This is a genomic window from Dietzia sp. DQ11-44 (assembly GCF_014145205.1).
GTDB classification, from domain to species: domain Bacteria; phylum Actinomycetota; class Actinomycetes; order Mycobacteriales; family Mycobacteriaceae; genus Dietzia; species Dietzia natronolimnaea.
The window spans coordinates 1-4754 of sequence record NZ_JAALEC010000745.1; the positions used below are offsets into that span (position 1 = coordinate 1).

The 4754-nt window shown below is 70.5% G+C and carries 5 protein-coding genes; 3 read left to right on the forward strand and 2 right to left on the reverse strand.

The features are described from left to right. Together G6018_RS16720 and G6018_RS16725 are read right to left on the reverse strand one after the other, a co-directional pair. Positions 1–1175: cytochrome P450 (locus G6018_RS16720; protein WP_182640241.1), on the reverse strand; the 1175-nt coding region annotated here is incomplete at its 3' end. Between the two features lie 8 nt (positions 1176–1183). After that, positions 1184–1756, reverse strand: a complete 573-nt coding sequence (locus G6018_RS16725; protein WP_179525951.1) for a TetR/AcrR family transcriptional regulator — start codon at positions 1754–1756, stop codon at positions 1184–1186. 74 nt (positions 1757–1830) lie between these two features. On the opposite strand from G6018_RS16725, the gene G6018_RS16730 reads away from it, so the two are divergent. The 3 genes from G6018_RS16730 to G6018_RS16740 all read left to right on the forward strand — a co-directional run. Beyond that, positions 1831–3306, forward strand: a complete 1476-nt coding sequence (locus tag G6018_RS16730; protein ID WP_179525952.1) for an aldehyde dehydrogenase — start codon at positions 1831–1833, stop codon at positions 3304–3306. A 74-nt stretch (positions 3307–3380) separates the two neighbouring features. After that, positions 3381–4133 (forward strand): SDR family oxidoreductase, encoded by a 753-nt coding sequence (locus tag G6018_RS16735; RefSeq protein WP_182640242.1) that lies wholly within the window; start codon positions 3381–3383, stop codon positions 4131–4133. Beyond that, positions 4130–4754 (forward strand): NAD(P)-binding domain-containing protein (locus G6018_RS16740; RefSeq protein ID WP_182640243.1); only part of this gene is annotated, 625 nt, incomplete at its 3' end. The genes G6018_RS16735 and G6018_RS16740, both read left to right, overlap by 4 nt.

The window sequence follows — 4754 nt, forward strand, 5'->3', positions numbered from 1 at the left end:
CCACGCACGTTGGAGGAGTGCACGCGCTCGGCGCCGGGCAGGATCTCGTACCCCGTGACGGACCGCGAGATCTGGTCGAGCGCGATCCGCCCCTCGAGTCGCGCGAGGTGCGCGCCGAGGCAGAAGTGCGGCCCCTGGCCGAAGCTCAGGCTCGCGGAGGTGTCCCGGCCCAGGAGGAAGGCCCCGGAGTCCTCGAACACCTCCTCGTCGCGGTTGGCCGCGCCGATGAGCAGGAGCACCTTCTGGTCGGCCGGGATGGTGACGTCGCGGACCGTGACCTCCTGCGTCGTGGTGCGCAGGACCAACTGACTGGAGGTGTCGTAGCGCAGGGTCTCCTCGACCCAGTCGGTCACCCGCTCCGGGTCGTCGATCACCAGTCGCGACTGGTCGGGGTACTCGTGGCCCCAGAACATCGCGTTGGCGAGCAGCTTGGTGGTGGTCTCGTTGCCCGCCACCACCATGAGGAAGAGGAAGGACAGGATCTCGTCCTCGTCCAGCTTCTCCCCGTCGATCTCGGCGTCGATGAGTGCCGAGGTGAGATCCTCGGTCCGCTGCTTCCGCCGGTCGGCGACCATGCCCTGGTAGTAGGCGATGAGGTCGAAGGCGGCGACCATCGAGTCCTCGGGCACGTCCTGACCGCCCTCCTCGCGGTGCATGACGAGGTCCGCGAGCCGGCGGAGCTCGTCGCGATCCGACTCCGGCACCCCCATGAGGTCGGAGATGACGTCCATCGGCAGCTTGCCCGCGTAGTCCTGGACGAAGTCGAACTCGCCGCCGTCCCGAGACCTGTCGAGGCACTCGTCCCAGTACTGCCGCGAGATCCGTTCGATCCCCTCGGAGAGCGCGTCGACCCGTCGGGAGGTGAAGCCCTTGCTCACGAGCTTGCGCAGCCGGGCGTGCCTCGGGTCGTCCATCGCCAGGAAGGACATCGTCTTGTAGGCGTGCGGTCCGTACGCCGCCGGGTCGAGGGAGACCCCCATCGCGTTGGAGAACACGTCGGGCGCACGGAAGGCCTCACGGACGTCGGCGTGCTTGCTCAGCGCCCAGAAGTCGAGATCCGGGTTGTGGTAGACGGGGGCCTCGGCCCGCAACCGGGAGTAGAACGGGTACGGATCCTCGTGTACGGCGTAGTCATACGGGCTGAACACGAGCGGGGCTGGAGTCGCGGTGGTCATGTCTCAGGTCACCTCAGGATGAGTCGGGCGGCGGACTCGATGGCGTCCGCCATGTCGGAGTAGGAGCCATAGCCCATGCCCGCGCGGACGAGCGCGCCCGCGTAGACCATCTCCAGGGCGTCGATCACCTCGTCGTCGGCCTCGTCACCCAGCGCGGCCGTCAGGCGGCGTCGGATGTCCGCGCCGATCCGGATCCTCAGGTGGGACACCTCCGGGTCGTCGCCCAACAGGGCCGCGGTGACCGCAGAGGAGAGCTCGGGCTCGTCCGCGACCAACATCGCGACGTCCCGCAGGACCGCCACCACCCTGTCCACCGTGGTGCCGCTGCCGGCGCCCTCGGTGACGTGGTCACGCAGGCGTCGCCAGAACACCTCGGCGATGAGGTGGCCCTTGGACGAGAAGTAGGTGTACGCGGTGGCCGGGGCGACGCCGGCCCTCGAGGCCACGGCCCGGACCGCGAGCCCGCCCGGCCCCTTCTCGCGCAACACCTCCACCGCGGCGCTGGTGAGGCGGTCGACGGTCTCTGCCTGCTGGCCGTTGAGGCGCCTTCGCGTGGATTCGAAACGAACGTCACTGGACATGTGTCTGGACAGTACACCACTCGCCGGACTATCGTCTAGACAGTTGTCCACCCGCACCCGACGGAAGGCCCCCCGTGACGACGAGCACCACCTACGACGCCCCGCTCCTCATCGGCGGCGAGCTGCGCCCGGCCTCCGGGGGCGGCACGTTCGACGTCCTCAACCCCGCCACGGAGGACCTGATCGGCCGCGCCGCCGACGCCCGCCCCGAGGACATGGACGCCGCCATCGAGGCGGCCCGAACCGCGTTCGACACCACCACGTGGTCCACCGATCATGCCTTCCGTGCGGCGTGTCTGCGGCAACTCCGGGATGCTCTGCAGTCCCACACCGAGGAGCTGCGCGCACTGACCATCGCCGAGGTGGGCGCCCCCCACATGTTCACCACCGGGCCCCAGCTGGAGGGCCCCGTGGCCGACCTGGGCTGGCTCGCCGACCTCGTCGACGCCTACCAGTGGGTCGAGGAGCTGGGCGAGTCCGAGGTGATGGGGGTGCGCTCCCATCGCTCGGTGCGCCGGGAGGCGATCGGCGTGGTCGGAGCCATCACCCCGTGGAACTTCCCCAACCAGATCAACCTGGCCAAGATCGGGCCCGCGCTGGCCGCGGGCTGCACCGTGGTGCTCAAGCCCGCACCCGACACCCCGCTCATCGCCGCGGCCGTGGCCCGGATCGCCGCCGAGGAGACCGACATCCCCGCGGGCGTGCTCAACGTGGTCTCGTCCTCGGACCACGGGGTGGGCGCCCTGCTGACCACCGACCCGCGCGTGGACCTCGTCTCGTTCACCGGGTCCACCGCCACCGGCAAGAAGATCATGGTGGCCGCGGCGGAGACCCTCAAGAAGGTCTTCCTCGAGCTGGGCGGCAAGTCCGCCGCGGTCGTGCTGGACGACGCCGACCTGAACGCCGCCTGCTTCATGACGGCCCTCAACGCCTGTACCCACGCCGGCCAGGGGTGCGCCCTCACCACCCGACTGGTGGTGCCCCGCGAGAGGTACGACGAGGCCGTCGAGGCGGCCAAGGGCGCCATGGCGGCCTTCGCACCGGGCGACCCCACCGACCCCGGCACCCTGTGCGGTCCGCTGATCTCCGAACTGCAGCGCGAGCGGGTCGAGGGGTACATCGCACTGGCCGTCGAGGAGGGCGGCACCGTCGAGATCGGCGGCGGGCGCCCCTCCGGCGAGGACAAGGCCAAGGGCTTCTGGGTGGAGCCCACCCTGATCTCCGGACTCGACAACTCCGCGCGGGTGGCCCGGGAGGAGATCTTCGGCCCCGTCCTCGTCGTCATCCCCCACGACGGCGACGACGACGCGGTCCGGATCGCCAACGACTCCCCCTACGGCCTCTCCGGCGCCGTCTGGGGCGCCGACCTCGGCCGCGTCGAGAGGGTCGTGGCGGGCATCCGCACCGGAACGCTCGGGGTGAACGGCGGCGTCTGGTACGGCGCCGACGTGCCCTTCGGCGGCTACAAGCAGTCGGGCATCGGCCGTGAGATGGGCCGCCAGGGCTTCGAGGAGTACCTCGAGACCAAGTCCGTGGCCACCCCGGCCTGACGCGCCGCCCGCACCCGAGCCACCACCCGCATCACGCCATATCAAGCCACACCAAGGAAGCAGAGAATACAGACATGGGACGTTTTGACGGCAAGTCCGTGATCGTGACCGGCGCGGCCGGCGGAATCGGCGAGGAGTACGCCAAGGCGCTCGCCGCCGAGGGCGCGAAGGTCGTGGTGGCCGACGTCTCGGACACCGAGGGCGAACGCGTGGCGGCGGAGATCGTCGCCGCCGGCGGCGAGGCCTTCTTCCAGCACACCGACGTCTCGGACCCGGACTCGGCCGACGCGTGCGCCGAGGCGACCGTGGAGAAGTACGGCCGGCTGGACATGCTGGTCAACAACGCCGCGATCTTCGGCGGCATGAAGCTCGACTTCCTCATCACGGTGCCGTGGGACTACTACCAGAAGTTCATGCAGGTCAACATGAACGGCCAGCTCCTCATGGTCCGCGCCTGCTGGGAGAAGATGGCGGCGGCCGGCGGTGGCGCGATCGTCAACCAGTCCTCGACCGCCGCGTGGCTCTACTCCGGCTTCTACGGCCTGGCCAAGGTGGGCGTCAACGGCCTGACCCAGCAGCTGGCCACCGAGCTGGGCGGGTCGGACATCCGCATCAACGCCATCGCGCCCGGCCCGATCGACACCGAGGCCAACCGCACCACCACCCCGCAGTCCATCGTCAAGGACATGGTCGACAAGCTCCCCCTCAAGCGGATGGGTCAGCCCCAGGACCTGGTGGGAATGCTGTTGTTCCTGCTGTCGGATGAGGCGTCGTGGATCACCGGCCAGATCTTCAACGTCGACGGCGGACAGGTCATCAGGTCGTGAGCGGGCAGCCGGCCGGCAGCGCGGGGCAGGACCCGGGAGCCTCTCCCATCGGGCCGGGGTCACCCGAGCACTCCCCCGCGCCCGTGGGGTTCATCGGGCTGGGGAACATGGGAGCGCCCATCGCCCGGCGGCTGCTGTCGTGGCCCGGCGGACTGGTGGTCTGCGACGTCCGTCCCGAGGCCGCCGAACCGTTCGTCTCCGAGGGGGCCACCGCCGCCGCGACGCCCGCCGAGGTGGCCCGGACCGCACGACTGGTCTCGGTGACGGTGCTCGACGACGCCCAGGTGCGGGACGTCGTCCAGGGTCCCGACGGGATCCTGGGCACGGCGGCGCCGGGGACGGTGATCGCGGTCCACTCCACCATCTCCGACTCCACGGCCGTAGAGCTCGCGGAGGCGTGCGCCACCCACGGGGTGCACCTGGTGGACGCGCCGGTCTCGGGGGGCGCACCGGGCGCCGAGAAGGGCGAGCTCGCGGTGATGGTGGGCGGACCCCGCGAGGTCTACGAGGCCTGCAAGCCCGTGTTCGCCCTGTGGGCCGCGATGCCGGTCCACGCCGGCGAGGTGGGCGCGGGCACCCGGATGAAGCTCGCCCGCAACCTGCTGCACTTCATCTCCTTCA